Annotated in this window: 16 protein-coding genes; 15 read left to right on the forward strand and 1 reads right to left on the reverse strand. The window is 72.3% G+C overall.

Going from position 1 to position 20688, the window contains the following annotated elements; translation table 11 throughout:
• Positions 1-37 precede the first annotated feature (37 nt).
• From MTQ10_RS00680 to MTQ10_RS00740, 13 genes are all read left to right on the forward strand, one after another.
• Positions 38-1024, forward strand: coding sequence for an aspartate carbamoyltransferase catalytic subunit (locus tag MTQ10_RS00680; RefSeq protein WP_247461083.1), 987 nt, complete (start codon positions 38-40; stop codon positions 1022-1024).
• Between the two features lie 4 nt (positions 1025-1028).
• Positions 1029-2315 (forward strand): dihydroorotase, encoded by a 1287-nt coding sequence (locus MTQ10_RS00685; RefSeq protein WP_247461085.1) that lies wholly within the window; start codon positions 1029-1031, stop codon positions 2313-2315.
• Positions 2312-2872, forward strand: a complete 561-nt coding sequence (locus MTQ10_RS00690; RefSeq protein ID WP_247461087.1) for a PH-like domain-containing protein — start codon at positions 2312-2314, stop codon at positions 2870-2872. Before MTQ10_RS00685 ends, MTQ10_RS00690 begins: the two co-directional genes overlap by 4 nt.
• Positions 2869-4011, forward strand: a complete 1143-nt coding sequence (carA, locus tag MTQ10_RS00695; protein ID WP_247461089.1) for a glutamine-hydrolyzing carbamoyl-phosphate synthase small subunit — start codon at positions 2869-2871, stop codon at positions 4009-4011. The genes MTQ10_RS00690 and carA overlap by 4 nt, the downstream gene beginning before the upstream one ends.
• Positions 4004-7312 (forward strand): carbamoyl-phosphate synthase large subunit, encoded by a 3309-nt coding sequence (carB, locus tag MTQ10_RS00700; protein WP_247461091.1) that lies wholly within the window; start codon positions 4004-4006, stop codon positions 7310-7312. Before carA ends, carB begins: the two co-directional genes overlap by 8 nt.
• Before the next feature lie 78 nt (positions 7313-7390).
• Positions 7391-8500 carry a quinone-dependent dihydroorotate dehydrogenase gene (locus tag MTQ10_RS00705; protein WP_247461120.1) on the forward strand — a complete coding sequence of 370 codons (1110 nt, stop codon included), beginning with the start codon at positions 7391-7393 and terminating at the stop codon, positions 8498-8500.
• Entirely contained in the window at positions 8497-9342 is an 846-nt protein-coding gene (pyrF, locus tag MTQ10_RS00710) for an orotidine-5'-phosphate decarboxylase (RefSeq protein WP_247461093.1), read from the forward strand. The genes MTQ10_RS00705 and pyrF overlap by 4 nt, the downstream gene beginning before the upstream one ends.
• Before the next feature lie 300 nt (positions 9343-9642).
• Entirely contained in the window at positions 9643-9966 is a 324-nt protein-coding gene (locus MTQ10_RS00715) for an integration host factor (protein ID WP_003977346.1), read from the forward strand.
• Positions 9967-10038: 72 nt separating this feature from the next.
• Positions 10039-10596, forward strand: coding sequence for a guanylate kinase (gene gmk, locus MTQ10_RS00720; protein ID WP_247461095.1), 558 nt, complete (start codon positions 10039-10041; stop codon positions 10594-10596).
• Positions 10597-10646: 50 nt separating this feature from the next.
• Positions 10647-10919 (forward strand): DNA-directed RNA polymerase subunit omega, encoded by a 273-nt coding sequence (rpoZ, locus tag MTQ10_RS00725; protein ID WP_003988945.1) that lies wholly within the window; start codon positions 10647-10649, stop codon positions 10917-10919.
• Positions 10920-11031: 112 nt separating this feature from the next.
• On the forward strand, positions 11032-12234 hold the full coding sequence (coaBC, locus tag MTQ10_RS00730) for a bifunctional phosphopantothenoylcysteine decarboxylase/phosphopantothenate--cysteine ligase CoaBC (RefSeq protein ID WP_247461097.1): 1203 nt from the start codon (positions 11032-11034) through the stop codon (positions 12232-12234).
• A gap of 239 nt (positions 12235-12473) precedes the next feature.
• Positions 12474-13682 (forward strand): methionine adenosyltransferase, encoded by a 1209-nt coding sequence (gene metK / locus MTQ10_RS00735; protein ID WP_247461099.1) that lies wholly within the window; start codon positions 12474-12476, stop codon positions 13680-13682.
• A 274-nt stretch (positions 13683-13956) separates the two neighbouring features.
• Positions 13957-16113, forward strand: coding sequence for a primosomal protein N' (locus MTQ10_RS00740; RefSeq protein ID WP_247461101.1), 2157 nt, complete (start codon positions 13957-13959; stop codon positions 16111-16113).
• A gap of 303 nt (positions 16114-16416) precedes the next feature.
• On the opposite strand, the gene MTQ10_RS00745 is transcribed toward MTQ10_RS00740, so the two are convergent.
• Positions 16417-16959 carry a hypothetical protein gene (locus MTQ10_RS00745; RefSeq protein ID WP_247461103.1) on the reverse strand — a complete coding sequence of 181 codons (543 nt, stop codon included), beginning with the start codon at positions 16957-16959 and terminating at the stop codon, positions 16417-16419.
• Positions 16960-17652: 693 nt separating this feature from the next.
• Between MTQ10_RS00745 and fmt the strand changes: the two genes are divergently transcribed.
• Both fmt and MTQ10_RS00755 read left to right on the forward strand, forming a co-directional pair.
• Complete coding sequence (gene fmt, locus MTQ10_RS00750; protein ID WP_247461105.1) at positions 17653-18585, forward strand: methionyl-tRNA formyltransferase; 933 nt, start codon at positions 17653-17655, stop codon at positions 18583-18585.
• A gap of 69 nt (positions 18586-18654) precedes the next feature.
• Positions 18655-20124 carry an RsmB/NOP family class I SAM-dependent RNA methyltransferase gene (locus MTQ10_RS00755; protein ID WP_247461107.1) on the forward strand — a complete coding sequence of 490 codons (1470 nt, stop codon included), beginning with the start codon at positions 18655-18657 and terminating at the stop codon, positions 20122-20124.
• The last annotated feature ends 564 nt before the right edge of the window (positions 20125-20688 follow it).

A 20688-nucleotide genomic window follows, 5' to 3' on the forward strand; every position in this document is an offset into this window, starting at 1 on the left:
CTCCTCCCGACTTGAACTTCCTTACGGAGCCTGACAGATGCAGCGTCATCTCATCTCGGCCGCCGACCTCACCCGCGACGACGCCGTCCTGATCCTCGACACCGCCGAGGAGATGGCCCGGGTCGCGGACCGGCCCATCAAGAAACTGCCGACCCTGCGCGGCCGTACCGTCGTCAACCTCTTCTTCGAGGACTCCACCCGCACCCGGATCTCCTTCGAGGCCGCCGAGAAGCGGCTCTCCGCGGACGTCATCAACTTCTCCGCCAAGGGCTCCAGCGTCTCCAAGGGCGAGTCCCTCAAGGACACCGCGCAGACCCTGGAGGCCATGGGCGTCGACGCCGTCGTCATCCGGCACGGCGCCTCCGGAGCGCCGTACCGCCTCGCGAACTCCGGCTGGATCGACGCCGCCGTCATCAACGCCGGCGACGGCACCCACCAGCACCCCACCCAGGCCCTGCTGGACGCGTTCACCATGCGCCGCCGCCTCGTCGGCCGGGACGCCGGACTCGGCCAGGACCTCGCCGGCAAGCGGATCACCATTGTCGGCGACGTCCTGCACAGCCGGGTCGCCCGCTCCAACGTCGACCTGCTGCACACCCTCGGCGCCGAGGTCACCCTCGTCGCCCCGCCCACCCTGCTCCCGGTCGGCATCGAGACCTGGCCCTGCGAGATCTCGTACGACCTCGACTCGACCCTCCCCAAGTGCGACGCGGTGATGATGCTGCGCGTCCAGCGCGAACGCATGAACGCCGCCTTCTTCCCCACCGAGCGCGAGTACTCGCGCCGGTACGGCCTCGACGGCGACCGCATGGCCAAGCTGCCCGAGCACGCCATCGTGATGCACCCCGGCCCGATGGTCCGCGGCATGGAGATCACCGCCGAGGTCGCCGACTCCGACCGCTGCACCGCCGTGGAGCAGGTCGCCAACGGCGTGTCCATCCGCATGGCCGTCCTCTACCTGCTGCTGGGCGGCAACGAACCCGCCGTCACCCACACCCGCCCCACCGGCTCCGAGGAGAAGTGACCCCATGAGCAAGATCCTGATCCGCGGTGCGAAGGTGCTCGGCGGCGAGCCCCAGGACGTCCTGATCGACGGCGAGACCATCGCCGAGGTCGGCAGCGGCCTCACCGCCGAGGGCGCCGAGATCGTCGAAGCCGACGGCAAGGTGCTGCTGCCCGGCCTGGTCGACCTCCACACCCATCTGCGCGAGCCCGGCCGCGAGGACTCCGAGACCGTCCTCACCGGCACGCGCGCGGCGGCGAGCGGCGGCTACACCGCCGTGTTCGCCATGGCCAACACCTTCCCCGTCGCCGACACCGCCGGCGTCGTCGAGCAGGTCTGGCGGCTCGGCAAGGAGCACGGCTACTGCGACGTGCAGCCCATCGGCGCCGTCACCGTCGGCCTGGAGGGCAAGAAGCTCGCCGAGCTGGGCGCCATGCACGACTCCGCCGCCGGCGTCACCGTCTTCTCCGACGACGGCAAATGCGTCCACGACGCCGTGATCATGCGCCGCGCCCTGGAGTACGTGAAGGCCTTCGACGGCGTCGTCGCCCAGCACGCCCAGGAGCCCCGCCTCACCGAGGGCGCCCAGATGAACGAGGGCGTCGTCTCCGCCGAACTCGGCCTCGGCGGCTGGCCCGCCGTCGCCGAGGAGTCGATCATCGCGCGCGATGTGCTCCTCGCCGACCACGTCGGCTCCCGCGTCCACATCTGCCACCTGTCGACCGCCGGCAGCGTCGAGATCGTCCGCTGGGCCAAGTCCCGCGGCATCCGCGTCACCGCCGAGGTCACCCCGCACCACCTCCTCCTCACCGACGAGCTGGTCCGCACCTACAACCCGGTCTACAAGGTCAACCCGCCGCTGCGCACCGAGCGTGACGTGATGGCGCTGCGCGAGGCCCTCGCCGACGGCACCATCGACATCGTCGCCACCGACCACGCCCCGCACCCGCACGAGGACAAGGACTGCGAGTGGGCCGCCGCCGCCATGGGCATGGTCGGCCTGGAGACCGCGCTGTCAGTGGTGCAGGAGACCATGGTGGAGACGGGTCTGCTGGACTGGGCCGGCGTCGCCGACCGCATGTCCTTCAAGCCCGCGCAGATCGGACAGGCCACCGGACACGGCCGGCCCGTCTCGGCAGGTGAGCCCGCCAACCTCGTCCTCGTCGATGCGGCATACCGTGGCCGGGTGGACCCCGCGGGCTTCGCCTCGCGCAGCCGCAACACCCCGTACGAGGGGCGTGAGCTGCCGGGCCGTGTGACGCACACGTGGCTGCGGGGCAAGGCCACGCTCGTCGACGGGAAGCTCACGTGACACCCCTTCTGACCATCGCCGCAGAACAGCAGTCGGCCGAGGTGACCGACTGGGCCGCCCGGATCGGCTGGGTCATCGGCATCCTGCTGTTCATCGCCCTCGTGTACTGGCTGATGCGCGAGGGCTGGAAATGGCGCGGCACCCTCCAGAGCGACCTTCCGGAGCTGCCCACCGCGCCGGACTCGCCCGGCGAGGCGAAACTGACCATGAGCGGCCGCTACCACGGCTCCACCACCGCCGGGCAGTGGCTGGACCGCATCGTGGCCCACGGCCTCGGCACCCGCAGCCGGGCCGAGCTCACCCTGACCGACGCGGGCCTGGACGTCGTACGCCCCGGAGCGGCCGACTTCTTCGTCCCCACCGGCGCACTGCGCGGCGCCCGGCTCGACAAGGGCATCGCCGGCAAGGTCCTCACCGAGGGCGGGCTGCTGGTGGTGACCTGGGCGCACGGCGACCGGCTGATCGACTCCGGCTTCCGCTCCGACCGCGCGGCCGAGCACACCGAATGGGTCGACACCCTGAACGACATGATCAACAAGACGGAAGGCGCACGATGACGACCTCCACAAGGGGAACCGCCAAGGTTCCCGCCGTACTCGTCCTGGAGGACGGCCGGATCTTCCGCGGCCGCGCCTACGGGGCCGTGGGGGAGACCTTCGGCGAGGCCGTGTTCTCCACCGGCATGACCGGCTACCAGGAGACCCTCACCGACCCGTCGTACGACCGGCAGATCGTCGTCGCGACCGCCCCGCAGATCGGCAACACCGGCTGGAACGACGAGGACGACGAGTCCCGCCGCATCTGGGTCTCCGGCTACGTCGTGCGCGACCCCGCGCGCGTGCCGTCCAACTGGCGCGCCACCCGCTCCCTCGACGAGGAGCTGGTCGACCAGGGAGTCGTCGGCATCTCCGGCATCGACACCCGCGCCCTCACCCGCCACCTGCGCGAGCGCGGGTCCATGCGCGCCGGGATCTTCTCCGGCGAGGCCATCGCCGCCGAGGCCGAGCTGATCGAGCGCGTCCAGGCCCAGCCCCACATGAAGGGCGCGAGCCTCTACGAGGAGGTCGCCACCCAGGAGGCGTACGTCGTCCCCGCGATCGGCGAGAAGAAGTTCACCGTCGCCGCCGTGGACCTCGGCATCAAAGGCATGACCCCGCACCGCATGGCCGAGCGTGGTATCGAGGTGCACGTCCTGCCCGCCACCGCCACCGTCGACGACGTGTACGCCGTCGACCCGGACGGCGTGTTCTTCTCCAACGGCCCCGGCGACCCCGCCACCGCCGACGGCCCCGTCGCCCTGATGCGGGCCGTCCTGGAGCGCAAGACCCCGCTTTTCGGCATCTGCTTCGGCAACCAGATCCTCGGCCGCGCCCTCGGCTTCGGCACCTACAAGCTGAAGTACGGCCACCGGGGCATCAACCAGCCGGTCCAGGACCGCACCACCGGCAAGGTGGAGATCACCGCCCACAACCACGGCTTCGCCGTGGACGCACCGCTCGACAAGGTCAGTGAGACGCCCTTCGGCCGCGCCGAGGTCTCTCACGTCTGCCTCAACGACAACGTCGTGGAGGGGCTTCAGCTGCTCGACCAGCCGGCCTTCTCCGTCCAGTACCACCCCGAAGCGGCCGCCGGTCCGCACGACGCCGCCTACCTGTTCGACCGCTTCGTTTCCCTGATGGAGGGCCAGCGTGCCTAAGCGCACCGATATCCAGTCCGTCCTGGTCATCGGCTCCGGCCCGATCGTCATCGGCCAGGCCGCGGAGTTCGACTACTCCGGCACGCAGGCGTGCCGGGTACTGAAGGCCGAGGGTCTGCGTGTCATCCTCGTCAACTCCAACCCGGCGACGATCATGACCGATCCGGAGATCGCCGACGCGACGTATGTCGAGCCGATCACTCCGGAGTTCGTGGAGAAGATCATCGCGAAGGAGCGCCCGGACGCGCTGCTGCCGACGCTGGGTGGGCAGACGGCGCTGAACACGGCGATCTCGCTGCACGACAACGGGGTGCTCGCCAAGTACGGCGTGGAGCTGATCGGTGCCAGGCCGGAGGCGATCCACAAGGGTGAGGACCGCGATCAGTTCAAGGAGGTCGTGGAGGCCGTCCGCGCCAGGACCGGGCACGGTGAGTCGGCGCGTTCGGTGATCTGTCACTCCATGGACGACGTCCTCAAGGGCGTCGAGGAGCTGGGCGGGTATCCGGTTGTGGTGCGGCCTTCCTTCACGATGGGCGGTGCCGGTTCCGGTTTCGCGCACGACGAGGAGGAGCTGCGCCGTATCGCCGGGCAGGGGCTCGCGCTGTCTCCCACCACCGAGGTGCTCCTGGAGGAGTCGATCCTGGGGTGGAAGGAGTACGAGCTGGAGCTGATGCGGGACAAGCACGACAACGTCGTGGTCGTGTGCTCCATCGAGAACTTCGACCCGATGGGTGTGCACACCGGTGACTCGATCACCGTCGCCCCGGCGATGACGCTCACCGACCGCGAGTACCAGATCCTCCGCGACATCGGCATCGCGGTGATCCGTGAGGTGGGTGTGGACACGGGTGGCTGCAACATCCAGTTCGCGGTGAACCCCGTCGACGGCCGGGTGATCGTGATCGAGATGAACCCGCGGGTCTCCCGATCCTCCGCGCTGGCCTCCAAGGCCACCGGTTTCCCGATCGCGAAGATCGCGGCGAAGCTGGCCGTCGGGTACACGCTGGACGAGATCCCGAACGACATCACGCAGGAGACCCCGGCGTCGTTCGAGCCCACCCTCGACTACGTGGTCGTCAAGGCGCCGCGGTTCGCGTTCGAGAAGTTCCCGCAGGCGGACTCGACGCTGACGACCACCATGAAGTCGGTGGGTGAGGCGATGGCGATCGGGCGGAACTTCCCCGAGGCGTTCCAGAAGGCGCTGCGGTCGCTGGAGAAGAAGGGCAGCCAGTTCACGTTCGTCGGTGACCCGGGAGACAAGACCGAGCTGCTGCGTGAGGCGGTGCGGCCGACCGACGGCCGGATCAACACCGTGATGCAGGCCATCCGTGCCGGCGCGACGGCGCAGGAGGTGTTCGAGGCGACGAGGATCGATCCGTGGTTCGTGGACCAGCTGTTCCTGATCAAGGAGATCGCGGACGAGCTGGCCGCCGCGCCGGAGCTGACGGCGGAGCTGCTGGCGGAGGCGAAGCGGCACGGGTTCTCCGATCTGCAGATCGGTGAGATCCGCGGCCTGCGCGAGGACGTGGTGCGGGAGGTGCGGCACGCGCTGGGGATCCGCCCGGTGTTCAAGACGGTGGACACCTGCGCGGCGGAATTCGCGGCGCGGACGCCGTACTTCTACTCCTGCTACGACGAGGAGAGCGAGGTCGCCCGGCGGGAGAAGCCGGCGGTGATCATCCTCGGGTCGGGTCCGAACCGGATCGGGCAGGGCATCGAGTTCGACTACTCCTGTGTGCACGCTTCCTTCGCGCTGTCGGATGCCGGGTTCGAGACGGTGATGGTCAACTGCAACCCGGAGACGGTCTCCACCGACTACGACACCTCCGACCGGCTGTACTTCGAGCCGCTCACGCTGGAGGACGTGCTGGAGATCGTCCATGCCGAGGCGCTGGCCGGGCCGATCGCCGGTGTGATCGTGCAGCTGGGCGGGCAGACCCCGCTGGGTCTGGCGCAGGCGCTGAAGGACAACGGCGTCCCCGTCGTGGGCACCTCCCCGGAGGCCATCCATGCCGCGGAGGACCGCGGGGCGTTCGGGCGGGTGCTGGCCGAGGCCGGGCTGCCCGCCCCCAAGCACGGCACGGCGACGACGTTCGCCGAGGCCAAGGCCATCGCCGACGAGATCGGCTACCCGGTCCTGGTCCGCCCCTCCTACGTGCTGGGCGGGCGCGGGATGGAGATCGTCTACGACGAGGCCCGCCTGTCCGCCTACATCGCCGAGTCCACCGAGATCAGTCCGACCCGCCCGGTGCTGGTCGACCGGTTCCTGGACGACGCGATCGAGATCGACGTGGACGCCCTCTACGACGGCAGCGAGCTGTATCTGGGCGGTGTGATGGAGCACATCGAGGAGGCCGGCATCCACTCCGGTGACTCCGCATGCGCGCTGCCCCCGATCACGCTGGGCGGGCACGACATCAAGCGGCTGCGGGCCTCCACCGAGGCCATCGCCAAGGGTGTGGGGGTGCGCGGGCTGATCAACATCCAGTTCGCGCTCGCCGGGGACATCCTCTACGTCCTGGAGGCCAACCCGCGCGCCTCGCGCACCGTGCCCTTCACCTCCAAGGCCACCGCGGTGCCGCTGGCCAAGGCCGCCGCCCGGATCTCCCTGGGCGCCACCATCGCCGAACTGCGCGCCGAGGGCCTGCTGCCCGCCACCGGGGACGGGGGTGAGCTGCCGCTGGACGCGCCGATCTCGGTGAAGGAGGCGGTGATGCCCTGGTCACGGTTCCGGGACACCTCCGGGCGCGGTGTGGACACCGTGCTGGGTCCGGAGATGCGCTCCACCGGTGAGGTGATGGGCATCGACAGCGTCTTCGGCACCGCCTACGCGAAGTCGCAGGCCGCCGCCTACGGGCCGCTGCCGACCAAGGGGCGGGCGTTCATCTCGGTCGCGAACCGGGACAAGCGGTCGATGATCTTCCCGGCGCGGGAGCTGGTCGCGCACGGGTTCGAGCTGCTGGCCACCTCCGGCACCGCCGAGGTCCTCAAGCGCAACGGGATCAACGCCACCGTGGTGCGCAAGCAGTCCGAGGGCACCGGCCCGAACGGGGAGCGGACCATCGTCCAGCTCATCCACGACGGCGAGGTCGACCTCATCGTCAACACCCCCTACGGCACCGGCGGCCGGCTCGACGGCTACGAGATCCGCACCGCCGCCGTCGCCCGCTCCGTGCCCTGCCTGACCACCGTCCAGGCCCTCGCGGCGGCCGTCCAAGGCATCGACGCGCTCAACCACGGCGACGTGGGCGTGCGCTCGCTTCAGGAACACGCGGAACACCTGACTGCGGCTCGCGACTAGCAGCCGGCGAGGGGGACACCGTCCAGCGGTGTCCCCCTCGTCATGAGGACCCCCCAGGACCCAGAGGACTTCCCCGCGATGTACAACCTCTTCTTCCGCCTGGTCTTCCGGCGGATGGACCCCGAACAGGCCCACCACCTCGCGTTCCGGTGGATTCGTCTGGCGGCCCGCGTCCCGGTGCTGCGGACCTTCGTCGCCGCCGTGCTCGCCCCCCGCTACAAGGAGCTGCGCACCGAGGCCCTCGGCCTGCGCATGCACGGCCCCTTCGGGCTCGCCGCCGGCTTCGACAAGAACGCGGTGGCGATCGACGGCATGGCGATGCTGGGCTTCGACCACGTCGAGATCGGCACCGTCACCGGCGAGGCACAGCCCGGCAACCCCAAGAAGCGGCTCTTCCGCCTCGTCGAGGACCGCGCGCTGATCAACCGCATGGGCTTCAACAACGACGGCTCGCTGGCCGTCGCCGCCCGCCTGGCCTCCCGCACCCCCGCCTTCCGCACGGTCGTCGGCGTCAACATCGGCAAGACCAAGGTCGTACCGGAGACCGAGGCCGTCCGCGACTATGTGAAATCGGCCGAGCGGCTCGCCCCGTACGCCGACTACCTCGTCGTCAACGTGTCCTCGCCGAACACGCCCGGCCTGCGCAACCTCCAGGCCGTCGACCACCTGCGCCCCCTGCTGACCGCCGTGCGCGATGCCGCCGACCGGGCCGTCCCCGCCCGCCGCGTCCCGCTGCTGGTGAAGATCGCCCCCGACCTCGCCGACGAGGACGTCGACGCCGTCGCCGACCTCGCCGTGGAGCTGGGCCTGGACGGCATCATCGCCACCAACACCACCATCGCCCGCGAAGGACTCGGCCTGCGCTCCGCCCCGGCCCTCGTCCAGGAGACCGGCGGCCTGTCCGGCGCCCCCCTCAAGGAGCGCTCCCTGGAGGTACTGCGCCGCCTGTACGCGCGCGTGGGCGACCGGATCACCCTCGTCGGCGTCGGCGGCATCGAGAACGCCGAGGACGCCTGGCAGCGCATCCTGGCGGGCGCCACGCTCGTCCAGGGCTACAGCGCCTTCATCTACCAGGGCCCCTTCTGGATGCGCGCCGTCCACAAGGGACTCGCCGCGCGCCTGCGCACCAGCCCGTACGCCACCCTCGCCGACGCGGTCGGCGCCGATGTGAGGAGCAAGGCAGCATGAGCCCGTACGAGCCCTTCGGAGCCCGACTGCGCCGCGCGATGGACGAGCGCGGCCCCCTGTGCGTCGGTATCGACCCGCACGCGTCCCTGCTCACCGAGTGGGGCCTCGACGACGATGTGGCCGGTCTCGAACGGTTCAGCCGCACCGTCGTGGAGGCGGTGGCCGGCCGGGTCGCCGTCGTGAAACCGCAGAGCGCCTTCTTCGAGCGGTTCGGCTCACGCGGCGTCGCCGTACTGGAGAGGACCGTCGAGGAGGCCCGCGCGGCCGGCACGCTGGTCGTCATGGACGCCAAGCGCGGCGACATCGGCTCCACCATGGCCGCGTACGCCGAGGCCTTCCTGCGCAAGGACTCCCCGCTCTTCTCCGACGCGCTGACCGTCTCCCCGTACCTCGGGTACGGCTCGCTCGGCCCGGCCGTGGCCATGGCCCGGGAGAGCGGCGCGGGGCTGTTCGTGCTGGCCCTGACCTCCAACCCGGAGGGCGGCGAGGTGCAGCACGCGGTGCGCGCCGACGGCCGCACCGTGGGCGCGACCGTACTGGCCCACCTCGCCGCCGAGAACGCGGGGGAGGAACCGCTCGGCTCCTTCGGCGCCGTCGTCGGCGCCACGCTCGGTGACCTGTCCTCCTACGACCTGGACATCAACGGCCCGCTGCTCGCCCCCGGCGTCGGGGCGCAGGGCGCGACCCCCGCCGACCTGCCCAAGGTCTTCGGCTCCTCGGTGCGCAACGTCGTGCCGAACGTCAGCCGGGGGGTGCTGCGGCACGGCCCCGACATCGTCACACTGCGTGACGCCGTGGATCGTTTCGCGGACGAGGTCCGGGCCGCGCTGGCGCTCGCCTGAGCCGATCGCGGCGGCCGTCCGGGGCGGTCGCCGCGTCCATCAGGGACGTTGCTGTAGGGGGCACCGGTCGGGTTGAGCCTGGATACATCCTCAAATCCGGGGCAGTATGTCCTAAATGTCCGCCCTGACGGAGGCTGACCAGGACTTTTCCGCTGTTCTCGCTGACTCCGGCGGACTTGACCGCTAGTCTCCGACGTGTGTGAGCGGGCGAGCGTGTTGCTCGTCCCTCCCCAGGTGTGGGGCGTACTAGGTTCCTCACCGGTCCGTATCCGACAGTTCGACATCCGAGGTGACGTAGGCGTGGCTCTTCCGCCCCTTACCCCCGAACAGCGCGCAGCCGCGCTCGAAAAGGCCGCCGCGGCTCGCCGGGAGCGGGCCGAGGTCAAGAATCGACTCAAGCACTCCGGCGCCTCCCTGCACGAGGTCATCAAGCAGGGCCAGGAGAACGACGTCATCGGCAAGATGAAGGTCTCCGCCCTGCTCGAGTCCCTGCCGGGCGTGGGCAAGGTCCGCGCCAAGCAGATCATGGAGCGACTCGGCATCTCCGAGAGCCGCCGTGTGCGCGGCCTCGGCTCCAACCAGATCGCGTCGCTGGAGCGCGAGTTCGGCAGCACCGGTTCGTGATCGCGACTCCCGCCCCGGGCGCCGCCGGGAAGGGAGTCCCGGGCACTCCGGGATTGCTGGAATAATCGCTGCATGAGTGAACGTCCGCGGCTGACCGTGCTCTCCGGCCCCTCGGGGGTCGGCAAGAGCACGGTCGTCGCTCATATGCGCAAGGAACACCCCGAGGTCTGGCTCTCGGTGTCGGCGACGACCCGCAAGCCCCGCCCCGGCGAGCGGCACGGAGTCCACTACTTCTTCGTCACCGACGACGAGATGGACAAGCTCATCGCCAACGGCGAGCTGCTGGAGTGGGCCGAGTTCGCCGGCAACCGCTACGGCACGCCGCGCGCGGCCGTGCTGGAGCGGCTGGAGGCGGGTGAGCCCGTCCTGCTGGAGATCGACCTTCAGGGGGCCCGCCAGGTCCGCGAGTCGATGCCGGAGGCGCAGCTGCTGTTCCTGGCTCCGCCCTCCTGGGAGGAGCTGGTGCGCAGGCTCACCGGCCGGGGCACCGAGCCGCCCGAGGTCATCGAGCGCCGCCTGGAAGCGGCCAAGATCGAACTGGCGGCCGAGCCGGAGTTCGACCGGACCCTTGTCAACACCTCCGTCGAGGACGTGGCGCGCGAGCTGCTAGCCTTGATGGACGTTGTGTGATCAAAACTGGTCACACTGACTGTTCTTTCCCACCCATCGGAAGGTAGAGCGTGTCCTCTTCCATCTCCGCGCCCGAGGGCATCATCAACCCGCCGATCGACGAGCTCCTCGAGGCCACCGACTCGAAGTACAGCCTCGTGATCTACGCGGCCAAGCGTGCCCGCCAGATCAACGCGTACTACTCGCAGCTCGGCGAGGGTCTCCTCGAGTACGTCGGTCCGCTGGTGGACACCCACGTCCACGAGAAGCCGCTCTCGATCGCCCTGCGCGAGATCAACGCGGGACTGCTGACGTCCGAGGCCGTCGAGGGCCCCGCACAGTAAGCGGCAGTCATACGATCAGCCCGCAGTTGTTTTTTCCACAGGCCCGGCAGACAAGCTGCCGGGCCTGTGGTGTGTCATGGATGTCGTACGGTTCCGAGCCCGGGGAGAGACGGTGGACAAGCCGAAGGTCGTGCTGGGGGTCAGCGGTGGCATCGCCGCCTACAAGGCGTGCGAGCTGCTGAGAAGGCTCACGGAGTCGGGACACGACGTGCGCGTCGTGCCCACCGCCTCCGCGCTGCACTTCGTCGGCGCCGCCACCTGGTCGGCGCTGTCCGGCAACCCCGTCTCCACCGAGGTCTGGGACGACGTGCACGAGGTCCCGCACGTCCGCATCGGCCAGCACGCCGACCTCGTGGTGGTCGCCCCCGCCACGGCCGACATGCTCGCCAAGGCGGCGCACGGCCTCGCCGACGACCTGCTCACCAACACCCTGCTCACCGCCCGGTGTCCCGTGGTCCTCGCCCCCGCCATGCACACCGAGATGTGGGAGCACCCGGCCACTCAGGAGAACGTGGCCACCCTGCGCCGCCGTGGCGCCGTCGTCATCGAGCCCGCCGTCGGCCGGCTCACCGGCGTCGACACCGGCAAGGGCCGGCTGCCCGACCCCGCCGAGATCTTCGAGGTGTGCCGTCGCGTCCTCGCCCGCGGCGTGCGCGAACCCGACCTCGCCGGACGGCACGTCGTCGTCAGCGCCGGCGGCACCCGCGAACCCCTCGACCCCGTCCGCTTCCTCGGCAACCGCTCCTCCGGCAAGCAGGGCTACGCCCTCGCCCGCACCGCCGCCGCCCGCGGCGCCCGCGTCACCCTGGTCGCCGCCAACACCCACCTGGCCGACCCGGCCGGAGTCGACATCGTCCGGGTCGGCACCGCGGTGCAGCTGCGGGAGGCCGTGCTGAAGGCCGCCGCGGACGCCGACGCGGTGGTCATGGCCGCGGCCGTCGCCGACTTCCGGCCCGCCGAGTACGCCGCCGGGAAGATCAAGAAGAAGGACGGCCAGGAACCGGAACCTCTCGTCCTGGTGCGGAATCCGGACATTCTCGCGGAGATCTCGGCCGAACGGGCGCGCGCCGGTCAGGTGATCGTCGGCTTCGCCGCCGAGACCGACGACGTCCTCGCCAACGGCCGCACCAAGCTCGCCCGCAAGGGCTGCGATCTGCTGGTCGTGAACGAGGTCGGCGAGCGCAGAACCTTCGGCTCCGAGGAGAACGAGGCCGTCGTGCTGGGCGCCGACGGCAGCGAGACCCCCGTGCCGTACGGACCCAAGGAAGCCCTGGCCGAAACCGTGTGGGACCTGGTGGCCGAGCGACTGGGGTGAATGTTTCCCTCTCCTCGAGAATGGACGACAGCCCGCTACATTGACGCGTGGCGGCCCTGTTCAAGGCCGCCCGGCATTGGGCAGAATGCCCGTGCCGCAGGTCACAGCCCTCCCGAGAGGCGAGACAGGGAGGCCGGTGAGCTGACGCGACAGATAAACTGTTCTCGGACGACGCCGGGTGCAGCCCCCGTCCGTCCGCCAATGATCAGCCAGCAGCCGCTGCAACCCCAGGGAGCGTTGTGTCCCGTCGCCTGTTCACCTCGGAGTCCGTGACCGAGGGTCACCCCGACAAGATCGCTGACCAGATCAGCGACACCATCCTCGATGCGCTTCTGCGGGAGGACCCCACCTCGCGGGTCGCCGTCGAGACGCTGATCACCACCGGCCTCGTCCATGTGGCCGGCGAGGTCACCACCAAGGCCTACGCGGACATCGCGACCCTCGTCCGCAACAAGATCCTGGAGATCGGCTACGACTCCTCCAAGAAGGGCTTCGACGGCGCTTCCTGCGGCGTCTCCGTCTCCATCGGCGCCCAGTCCCCGGACATCGCCCAGGGCGTGGACGCCGCGTACGAGACCCGGGTCGAGGGCGACGACGACGAGCTGGACAAGCAGGGCGCCGGCGACCAGGGCCTGATGTTCGGCTACGCCACCGACGAGACGCCCACCCTCATGCCGCTGCCGATCTTCCTGGCGCACCGGCTGTCGAAGCGCCTCTCCGAGGTCCGCAAGAACGGCACCATCCCTTACCTGCGCCCCGACGGCAAGACGCAGGTCACCATCGAGTACGACAGCGACAAGGCCGTCCGCCTCGACACCGTCGTCGTCTCCTCCCAGCACGCCAGCGACATCGACCTGGAGTCGCTGCTCGCCCCCGACATCCGCGAGTTCGTCGTGGAGCCGGAGCTGAAGGCACTCCTCGACGACGACATCAAGCTGGACACCGAGGGCTACCGCCTGCTCGTCAACCCCACCGGCCGCTTCGAGATCGGCGGCCCGATGGGCGACGCCGGCCTCACCGGCCGCAAGATCATCATCGACACGTACGGCGGCATGGCCCGCCACGGCGGCGGCGCCTTCTCCGGCAAGGACCCGTCCAAGGTGGACCGCTCCGCCGCGTACGCGATGCGCTGGGTCGCCAAGAACGTCGTCGCCGCCGGCCTCGCCTCGCGCTGCGAGGTGCAGGTGGCGTACGCGATCGGCAAGGCCGAGCCGGTCGGCCTGTTCGTGGAGACCTTCGGCACCGCCAAGGTCGACCAGGAGAAGATCGAGAAGGCCATCGACGAGGTCTTCGACCTGCGCCCGGCCGCGATCATCCGCGACCTGGACCTGCTGCGCCCGATCTACGCCCAGACCGCCGCCTACGGCCACTTCGGCCGTGAGCTGCCCGACTTCACCTGGGAGCGCACCGACCGCGTGGACGCCCTGCGCAAGACCGCCGGCCTGTAAGCCCCGGCCCGCCCGGCTCATCGAGGCCCGGTCCCTTTGCGGGGCCGGGCACTCGCGCATCCCCCCAGCGTCAACCGGTGACCGGTGCCGCCCCGCCACCCGTATGCTCGGCGCTTCCCGGTGCGACGACCGCGGCTCCTTCGGTGGAGTGCGCCCCCGCGGGGACACACGGTGAATCCGGAATGTGTGCGCCGCCGTCACCCTGATCTCGGGAGCGACCACCCGGCGCCGCACACACGCGGCGCTGTCAGTGGCGTTTGGTAAGAATGCAAGCGTGAGCAGCGAGAACGGAAGCGGCAGCGACAGCGGCGAGAGCGCGCCGCCGGAGCAGCTCGCGCTCATCCGGGAGAGCGTCCGCAGGGCCAAGATGCCACGGGCCAAGCCGCGGACCTGGCGGGGCGCCGCGCTCGCGCCGCACCTGCCCGTCGCCCGGGTCCTCGTCGACAAGGGCGTCCTCCACCTCGACCGGTACTTCGACTACGCCGTCCCCGCCGAACTGGACGCCGACGCCCAGCCCGGCGTCCGGGTCCGGGTGCGGTTCGGGGCCGGACGGCACCGCGTCCGTGACGGACGCCGTGAGGGCGGCGGGCTGATCGACGGCTTCCTCGTGGAGCGGCTCGCCGAGTCCGACTACAGCGGGCCGCTCGCCGCGCTCGCCCAGGTCGTCTCACCCGAACCCGTCCTGGGCCCGGAACTCCTCCAACTCGCCCGCGCCGTCGCCGACCGCTACGCCGGCAGCCTCGCCGACGTGCTTCAGCTCGCCGTGCCCCCGCGCAACGCGCGCGCCGAGCAGCGGCCCTCGCCCGCCCCGCTGCCCCCGCCGCGGCCACCGGCCCCCGGACCGTGGACACGGTACGAGCGGGGGGCCGCGTTCCTGGAGGCGCTGGCCTCGGGGGCCGGACCGCGGGCCGTGTGGCACGCGCTGCCCGGACCGCAGTGGAGCGAGGAGATCGCCCGCGCCGTCGCCGCGACACTCGCCTCCGGGCGCGGCGCCCTCGTCGTCGTCCCCGACGGGCGCGCCGTCAGCCGTGTCGACGCCGCCCTGACCGCCCTGCTCGGGGACGGGCGGCACGCCGTGCTCACCGCCGACGCCGGCCCCGAGAAGCGCTACCGGGAGTGGCTGGCCGTCCGGCGCGGCTCGGTGCGGGCCGTAGTCGGCACCCGCGCCGCCATGTTCGCGCCGGTGCAGAACCTGGGACTGGTCGTCCTCTGGGACGACGGCGACGACAGCCACAGCGAACCGCACGCCCCCCAGCCGCACGCCCGGGAGGTGCTGCTGCTGCGCGCGGCCCAGGACCGGTGCGGCTTCCTGCTGGGCGGATGGAGCTGCACGGTCGAGGCCGCCCAGCTCGTCGACAGCGGCTGGGCGCGGCCCATCGTCGCCACGCGGGAGGAGGTGCGGTCCGCCGCGCCGCTCGTGCGGACCGTCGGCGACACCGACCTCGCCCGCGACGAGGCCGCCCGCGCCGCACGGCTGCCCACCCTCGCCTGGCAGGTGGCCCGCGAAGGACTGCGCCACGGCCCGGTCCTCGTCCAGGTGCCCCGGCGCGGGTACGTGCCCCGGATGGCGTGCGCCCGCTGCCGCGAACCCGCCCGCTGCCGGCACTGCTCCGGACCACTGGAGGGACGGGACGGAGGAGCCCTGCGGTGCGGCTGGTGCGGACGGGAGGAGAGCGCCTGGCACTGCCCGGAGTGCGGCTCCTTCCGGCTGCGCGCCCAGGTGGTCGGGGCGCGGCGTACGGCGGAGGAACTGGGGCGGGCCTTTCCCGCCGTACCGGTGCGGACCTCCGGGCGCGAGCATGTGCTGGACACCGTGCCGGGGACACCGGCGCTGGTGGTGAGCACCCCGGGCGCCGAACCTGTCGCCGAGGGCGGTTACGCGGCCGCGCTGCTGCTGGACGGCTGGGCCATGCTCGGACGCCCCGACCTTCGCGCGGGGGAGGACGCGCTGCGCCGGTGGATCGCCGCCGCCGCCCTCGTACGGCCGCAGACGGCGGGTGGCACCGTGGCCGTCGTCGCCGAGGCGACGGCGCGGCCCGTGCAGGCGCTGGTGCGCTGGGACCCTGTCGGCCACGCGGTGCGGGAGCTGGGGGAGCGGGCCGAGCTGGGCTTTCCGCCGGTGTCGAGGATGGCGGCCGTGTCGGCGCCGCCGGAGGCGCTGGCGGAGTTCCTGCGCACCGTCGAACTACCGCCGGAGGCGGAGGTCCTGGGCCCGGTCCCGCTGCCGGTCACCACGCCGGGCCGACCCCGCCGCACGGGCGCACCGCCGCCCGGCGAGCAGTGGGAACGGGCACTGATCCGGGTGCCGCCCGGCCGTGGCGCCGCACTGGCGACCGCCCTGAAGACGGCTCAGGCGTCCCGGATGGCATGGGGCGGCGGCAGCGGCGGTGCCCCCGTGTGGGTGCGCATCGACCCGCCGGACATCGGCTGACCCGGGGCGCACGGGCGTACATCGACGTACTCCGGAACACCCGGACCGGGCGGCCTCGGCCCCCGCCCGGTCGTGGGCCGAGGCCGCAAAGCCGCGTTCCCACCCGGAGACCGGGCCGAGCGGCGGACCGGGGGAGCGTGCCGGGTGCGGGCGGCAGACGGGATCGTACGGCCACGACCTGGGCCAGGGACCGTAGGGGACGGCTCCGCTCGGACGCCGGCCGCCCCGGCGCAGCCGGCACGGTCCCGGGCAAGCGTGCGCCCTCCCGGATCGGCTGGGCCGGGAGGGCGGAGTGACGGCGCGTCAGCCGTTGCGCGGACCGGGGAACGCCGTGGGGCGGACCTCGTCGCGCAGGGCAGGGCTGCCCGCCGTCGGCTGGGTGGGCATCGACCGTGCGGCCGGGACGGTGGGCACGGCGGTGATGCCCGTGCCCACATTGACGGTGCGGGTGCCGGACGTCTCCGCTGCCCGCTCGGCCTCGGCGGCGGCCTGCGCCGCGGCGCGCCGCGAGCCGTATCGACGGTGGACGGCCTGCTTGGTGACGCCGAGTGCGGAACCCACCGCGTCCCACGAGAAGCCGAGCGAACGGTCGAAGTCGACCGCGGCCGTCACCAGGGTCTCGACGCTGTCGCGGAGTTCCTGCGCGAGTCGGACGGTCGGGGCGGGGGCGCGTCCGTAGACGACGAAGCCCGTGGAGGGGCCGGAGCGGCGCGGGCGGTAGACGTTCCCCAGCTGGGCGGTGAGCGTGCGCAGGGCGTCCACCTGCCGGCGGACCCGCTCGATGTCCCGCACCAGCAAGTGCAGGCTGGCCCGGGCCTGGGCGTCGTGGGATGCATGGTCGGCCATGAACAAGCCTCTCGAACCGGCGTTGAAGAGAAGGGGTCAACTCTTTCTTGACCAACGCGTCTTCGCGCCACGGGTCACGCAGTGGGGGCGCGAGGGCATATGCCCGCGCCCCTCGGCCCGCCGCGCCTTCCGCCGCGCACCCGGGCCCGGACGCACCCGTTCCCCGCGCGCCGACCACAGGGCGAAGCCTTCCGCCGCTGCGGCTCCGGGGGACCTTCCGCCGCTGGCCGGCGCCCTGCGCCGAGGGTGTGCGAGACGGCCCGGCGCCCTTGCGGCACGGCCTCCGACGGGCCTGCGGCCCTGCCGCCTGCCGCGCATCCGGGGCACCCTGAGCGGCAATCACTGTCGCCCGTCACGGTGCTCCGCAGGTCGGCCGGTCCCCCTCCGCCCGAGCCCGTCGCCGCGCTCCACGGGTGCCGCGGCGGGCGTTGCTTGCGTGGTCGTCACCGTGCGTCGCAGGTCGGCCGGGCGCCCTTGCCTTCCGCGTCCGTCGCACACGCCACCGGCGCCCGGGGGCGTTGCCCGTGTGGCCGGCGCCGCCGAGGCGGAACCGCCGGCGTGCGGCAGGCACGGCGGGCGTTGTTCTGTGCGGCCGTAACCGTGCGCCACGGGCGCCTTCGGCGCCCTTCCGTTCATGGTCATAGACTTGTGCGCTGCCCGTCCGCCAACCCCGCCGAGAGGTCCGTGCCACCCATGAAGCTCGTCTTCGCCGGGACCCCCGAGGTCGCCGTTCCCGCTCTGGACGCTCTGATCGCCTCCGGGCGGCACGAGGTGGCCGCCGTCGTGACGCGCCCCGACGCGCCCGCCGGACGAGGACGCAGGCTGGTGGCCTCGCCCGTCGCCGAACGGGCCGAGGAGGCGGGCATCGAGGTGCTGAAGCCGAGCACGCCCCGCGACCCGGAGTTCCTGGAGCGGCTGAAGCAGATCGCGCCCGACTGCTGCCCCGTGGTCGCCTACGGCGCCCTGCTGCCGCGCGTCGCCCTCGACGTCCCTGCCCACGGCTGGGTCAATCTGCACTTCTCGCTGCTGCCCGCCTGGCGCGGCGCCGCGCCCGTGCAGCACGCCATCATGGCCGGAGACCAGATCACCGGCGCCACCACGTTCCTCATCACCGAAGGCCTGGACGCCGGGCCGGTCTACGGCACGGTGACCGAGGAGATCCGGCCCACCGACACCAGCGGCGACCTGCTGACCCGGCTGGCGTTCGCCGGCAGCGGCCTGCTCGCGGCCACCATGGACGGCATCGAGGACGGCACCCTCAAGGCCGTGCCGCAGCCCGCCGACGGCGTCTCGCTCGCCCCGAAGATCACCGTCGAGGACGCCCGCGTCGAATGGACCGCCCCCGCGCTGCGTGTCGACCGGGTCGTACGGGGCTGCACCCCGGCCCCCGGCGCCTGGACCACGTTCCGCGGGGAGCGCCTCAAGCTGGTACAGGTCGCTCCGCGCCCCGAGCGCACCGACCTCGCCCCGGGTGCCCTGGAGGCCGGCAAGAACTCCGTCCACGTCGGCACCGGGTCGTACGCCGTGGAGCTGCTGTGGGTGCAGGCACAGGGCAAGAAGCCGATGAAGGCCGCCGACTGGGCGCGCGGCGTGCGCATCGCCGCGGGGGAGACCCTCGGCGGGTAGGTGCCCGGCGCGGGGTGACACGTAGGCTTGGGAACAGTTCCCCTTCCTCACATCCGGAGCACCTTTTTCGTGAGCGACACCCCCGGCACCCCGCGCGGCGGCTCCCGCGGCACGTCCCCCTCCTCCCGCCGGCCCCGCAGGCCCGCCAAGCCCTACCGCCGGCCGCAGAAGGACCCCGTCCGCATCCTCGCCTTCGAGGCACTGCGCGCCGTCGAAGAACGGGACGCGTACGCCAACCTCGTGCTGCCGCCGCTGCTGCGCAAGGCGCGCGAGAAGGAGGGCCCCGAGAAGTTCGACGGGCGGGACGCGGCACTCGCGACGGAACTGGTGTACGGCACCCTGCGCCGCCAGGGCACCTACGACGCCGTGCTGTCCGCCTGCGTGGACCGGCCGCTGCGCGAGGTCGATCCGCCGGTCCTGGACGTGCTCAGCCTCGGCGCGCACCAGCTGCTCGGCACCCGCATCCCCAGCCATGCGGCCGTGTCCGCCACGGTCGAACTTGCGCGGGTGGTGCTCGGTGACGGGCGGGCCAAGTTCGTCAACGCCGTGCTGCGCAAGGTCGCCCAGGACGACCTCGACGGCTGGATCGCCCGGGTCGCCCCGCCGTACGAGGACGACCCCGAGGACCATCTCGCCGTCGTCCACTCCCACCCGCGCTGGGTCGTCTCCGCGCTGTGGGACTCCCTCGGCGGCGGCCGTGAGGGCATCGAACGGCTGCTCGCCGCCGACAACGAGCGTCCCGAGGTGACACTGGTCGCCCGACCCGGCCGCGCCACGACCGAGGAACTGCTGGCCGAGGAGGCCGCGGTGGCGGGGCGCTGGTCGCCGTACGCCGTACGCCTGTCCGAAGGCGGTGAGCCGGGCGCCGTGCCCGCCGTCCGTGAGGGCCGCGCCGGGGTGCAGGACGAGGGCAGCCAGCTCGTGGCGCTCGCCCTCGCCGACGCGCCGCTCGACGGCCCCGACGCGAAGTGGCTCGACGGCTGCGCCGGGCCCGGCGGCAAGGCGGCGCTGCTGGGGGCGCTCGCCGCGCAGCGCGGTGCCGTGCTGGTGGCGTCGGAGAAGCAGCCGCACCGTGCCGGGCTCGTGGCGAAGGCGCTCGCGGGGAACCCGGGGCCGTACCAGGTCGTCGCCGCCGACGGCACCCGGCCCGCGTGGCGGCCCGGCACCTTCGACCGGGTCCTCGTCGATGTGCCTTGCACCGGGTTGGGTGCGCTGCGCCGGCGGCCCGAGGCGCGGTGGCGGCGCCGGCCCGAGGATCTGGACGGGTTCGCGCCGCTGCAGCGGGGGCTGCTGCGGATGGCGCTGGAGTCGGTGCGGGTCGGGGGCGTCGTCGGGTACGCCACCTGCTCGCCCCACCTCGCCGAGACGCGGGCTGTCGTCGCCGACGTGCTCAAACAGGTCCCGGACGCCGATCTGATCGACGCGCGTCCGCTCCTGCCCGGCGTCCCCGAGCTGGGCGAGGGCCCCGACGTCCAGCTGTGGCCCCATCTGCACGGCACGGACGCGATGTACTTGGCCCTGATCCGCCGCACGGCGTGAGCCGACGGGTGGCTCCGCGCCCCGGGCGCGACAGGGCACGCGGCGCGGCCTGCGCCCCTGGCGTGACGTGGGCACCCGGCGCTGACGGGGTGCCTCCCCGAGAGGGGGTACCCCCCCAGCGCCCACCCTCTCCCAAGCTCTCGACTTCGCTCGAGCAGGGGACTCCATCGCCCTGCGGTCCGACTGCCCGCCGCCACGTCGGATTGTGGGCCTCAGCCGTCGGCGGGCCGCGGTCGCCGTGCGGCGGGAGGGGCGTGTCGCGGGGTGCCCGCCCGCAGCCTGCGGCGAAAACGCAGGGCACGAATCTGGGAAACAGGGCGTCGCACCGAGGACGGACACCCCCCGGAGCGCACCCGACCCACCCACCGCAAGTAGGCGCGACCGCAACCACGCACCCACGGACACGGGCCGCCGCAGGCATACAGCGGCGTGGGGGACTGCGCGATTGCTCCCCTCCGGGCGGCTGGTGGACAGGATGGCCCCGGCGCGCCAGGGGGCGTGGGGGCTGCGCGATTGCTCCCCTCCGGGCGGCTGGTGGACAGGATGGCCCCGGCGCGCCAGGGG

The sequence above is a fragment of the Streptomyces sp. XM83C genome (assembly GCF_023072675.1).
GTDB lineage: Bacteria > Actinomycetota > Actinomycetes > Streptomycetales > Streptomycetaceae > Streptomyces > Streptomyces thermocoprophilus.

Bases quoted from the DNA above. Each gene is read 5' to 3' on its own strand.
- MTQ10_RS00680 (WP_247461083.1), top strand. From the start codon at position 38: ATGCAGCGTCATCTCATCTCGGCCGCCGACCTCACCCGCGACGACGCC.
- MTQ10_RS00685 (WP_247461085.1), top strand. From the start codon at position 1,029: ATGAGCAAGATCCTGATCCGCGGTGCGAAGGTGCTCGGCGGCGAGCCC.
- carA (WP_247461089.1), top strand. From the start codon at position 2,869: ATGACGACCTCCACAAGGGGAACCGCCAAGGTTCCCGCCGTACTCGTC.
- MTQ10_RS00705 (WP_247461120.1), top strand. From the start codon at position 7,391: ATGTACAACCTCTTCTTCCGCCTGGTCTTCCGGCGGATGGACCCCGAA.
- pyrF (WP_247461093.1), top strand. From the start codon at position 8,497: ATGAGCCCGTACGAGCCCTTCGGAGCCCGACTGCGCCGCGCGATGGAC.
- gmk (WP_247461095.1), top strand. From the start codon at position 10,039: ATGAGTGAACGTCCGCGGCTGACCGTGCTCTCCGGCCCCTCGGGGGTC.
- MTQ10_RS00745 (WP_247461103.1), bottom strand. From the start codon at position 16,959: ATGGCCGACCATGCATCCCACGACGCCCAGGCCCGGGCCAGCCTGCAC.
- fmt (WP_247461105.1), top strand. From the start codon at position 17,653: ATGAAGCTCGTCTTCGCCGGGACCCCCGAGGTCGCCGTTCCCGCTCTG.